Raw genomic sequence first — 3,152 nt, 5'->3', positions numbered from 1 at the left:
ATTCAATAAGTTGCAAACCGATAAAATTGGGTTTTGAGGTTTTCGGAGAGGACTCATGAATAGTTTAATAAAGACTTCCCGATTGAAATTTCTTCAATCGGGAAGTTGTATATAATGATTTACGTCGGTAACGCTTGAGATAGGTTGACCCTTTTATTGTTCAACTGTGCTATCCCGGGGATCAAAGACAAAAGTCATTTTATTACCTGAGCCAAATAGTTGTTTAGCCAGATTATGTATCCTTGCTGCATTAACCTCATCCAACAATTCAGAATCATTAGTATCCAGAAATTCTTCATTTAATATTGATTGGGTAATGATGGTAGACCAGGGAATAATCTTATTATTATTCAGGACTTTTTCCCGATATTTCTTTACTTCATCAATCTCTTTTATGGTAGGTCCATCCTTTGCTAATAGATCTGCTTCATGCTGTACAACTTTCAATAATTCAGGAATCATTGAAGAATTAGTCTCAAATTCAATCTTTACAACAAGTTGCGATTGAGGGTGTCTGATGAGTGATGCGGATACAGCGACATGATAGGTGCCTCCTCTGTCCTCGCGAATGCTTTGATAACATCTTCTGGATAATATATCACGTAAAAACAGCGTGTTTGCATAATTTGTTGAGCTATATTCAATATCTGTATGGTAAGTGATAGATACTGAAGCCTTCGATGTTATTGTGTTTTTCGCATTATAAAAAAGTTCTACTTTTCCTCTGTTTAATTCAGGATCTTTGTATTCCAAAATTTTTTCTTGTGCGTGGTGATTGACAGCAATAGAGGCTAAATATTTTTCTATTAAAGGGACAGCATCTTTAACAGGCATAGGGCCGGTAAATATGAATGTAAACTCAGCTGGATTACAAAAATGACGCTTATAAAGTTTATTTAATTTTTCCGTATTAATTGACTGAATATATAGAGTATCGAAGTTAGTTTTAAGAGGATCGGAAGAGTAGGTAAGTCTCTTAACTGAATCCTCAAATAGTTTTGTTTCATTTTTTTCTTCTCCGATAGTCTTTAAAAATCGTTGTTGGAACTTACTGAGCTCTGTTTGGTCTGCAGAAACGTCAGTGAAATGGGAGTAGAGCAGTTTAAAGAAATTTTCACTTTTTTGCGGATAAAAATCCCCTGAATAGTTATCTGTTCTTCTGTTGACTGACTGGCTTAATCTGATGCTATTGGTATGTTTCCATTCCCTCAATTCATTCCAGTTTAAGTTGGCTACATTATAGTACCTCATGTAATTTTTCAGAATCATAATCTCCTCTATGGAGTGAGGACGAGCATAACCTCCCGGAGTAAAGGCTGATAGCCTAACTTTTTTACCGTTTCCGTACGATTCTTTCCATATGACCCTTGCTCCATTTTCAAGCTTGATCTCAGTGGTTGAATCAAGTGGTACTTTATATTTAATGCCAAGGTCAGCTGCACTTATCTGGCGGAAACCTGAAATTCTACCTGGATTTATTGGTACTGAGAGAGCAAGTTCTTTTTTGATCACAGGGTTATATTGTTCTAGAGCTTTATTTTGGACTGATTTAACGAGCCCTAACACCTCAGTGGCTGAAGGAAGTGATTCTTTGTCACTTTCCGGTGCAGCAAAGATTATTATCCTGTTGTTTTCATTTAAAAAGACTTCAATGTTGTCATTAATATCTGAAATTTTTATTTTGTCTAACATTGAGTATGTCAGATCCATTAATTCTGTATGATTCACAAGTGCCTTGTTCCGTGTAAAGTTTTCTACTGCAATATTAACAAAATCTTTGTTGGCCGGTTTTTGCACTTGATTAGATTGTTTTTTTCTGATGTTTGCTCTTACAATATTTTTAGCATTATCCAATTCTAATCTTGTCATTCCATGTTGCCTTATACGTTCAACTTCTTCTAAAACACCATTGAGAGCTGTGTATAGATCTTTCCCGTGTGCAGGCATAGCAGTTGCAGTAAAAGTTTTACATGCATAATCAATTTCACCGAATACCGGAACGATTACGCGAAAATCAGCACCGGTCTTTTTGGCTCTTTCCGTACATCTTGATTTAAACATCTCTAAAAATAGTTCTTCCACAAGCTTATCGTATACAAATGCATGTGTTTGCCTTTCGGCAACAGAGCGATGCGGTATTTTTACAGTCATCCTTACTGAGCTCGCTTTTGTTTCAGGATCAGTGAAAAATCCAACAATGGGCTCCTTGTTATCGGGAACCGTATAATATATCTTCTTCGTTTCATTTTCAGGATTTGGGATTGTGGAAAACCTCTCTATGATTTTTTTTTCGATCTCTACGGCATTAATATCTCCTACAACAATTACTGCTTGCAGGTTAGGCCTGTACCATTTATGATAGAAGTCGATTAAATCTTGATGGTCAAAGTTTTCTATCACTTCAGCTAATCCTATAGGGGTCCTTTCGGCAAAACGTGAGTTGGTACGTTGAATTTTTGATATGGCCTGCATTGTTCTTGTCAGCGGGTTGTCACCTCTTCGCATTTCTTCACGAACTACTCCTCGCTCACTTTCAATCTCTTCAGGCAGACAGTTGATGTAGTGTGACCAGTCGTGCAGTGCCAATAAAGCAGTATCAACCACTGAACTCCTGGTTACAGGTACTTCCGATATATTGTATACAGTACGGCTCATGGAAGTGTATGCATTTACATTTACCCCAAATCGTACGCCTATACTTTCGAAATAGTTGAGCAATTGCTTACCGGGAAAATGTTTTGTACCGTTAAAAGCCATATGTTCTAAAAAATGGGCCAATCCGCGCTGGTTTTCCTCTTCCTGCAGAGAACCTACATTGTGGACAATAAAAAAATCAGCTCTGTTTTCACTTAATTTGCTCTCTCTGATATAATAGGTAAGTCCATTTTCTAGCCGACCTGTAATAAATTCTTTATCGACAGGCAATGCTTCTGATATATCGAACGATTGTGCAGCTAAGAATGCAACCTGAACGAGCAATCCAATTATAAGAAACGTTTTCTTATTCATATTATACTTGTTTTATACTTGTTAATAATGTAGTATTTCCAGTAATTTATTTATTCGATATTAAAACCCAGCGTAAAAGCAAGATAAGGCCGGTTCTCGTAAATCCAGTTTTTTCTGTCTTTACCCAGTAAATTATCCATTCC

General features: G+C 36.6%; 1 protein-coding gene. It reads right to left on the bottom strand.

Going from position 1 to position 3,152, the window contains the following annotated elements; all coding sequences use genetic code 11:
- Nucleotides 1-153 precede the first annotated feature (153 nt).
- Nucleotides 154-3,009: a M16 family metallopeptidase gene (locus PHO43_RS09765; protein WP_288012130.1), complete on the bottom strand. Its 2,856-nt coding sequence runs from the start codon at nucleotides 3,007-3,009 to the stop codon at nucleotides 154-156.
- Between the last annotated feature and the right edge of the window lie 143 nt (nucleotides 3,010-3,152).

Source organism: Lascolabacillus sp. (assembly GCF_028696275.1).
Taxonomy (GTDB): Bacteria; Bacteroidota; Bacteroidia; order Bacteroidales; family Dysgonomonadaceae; genus Proteiniphilum; species Proteiniphilum massiliensis.
This window is presented reverse-complemented; position numbering and strand designations above follow the sequence as displayed.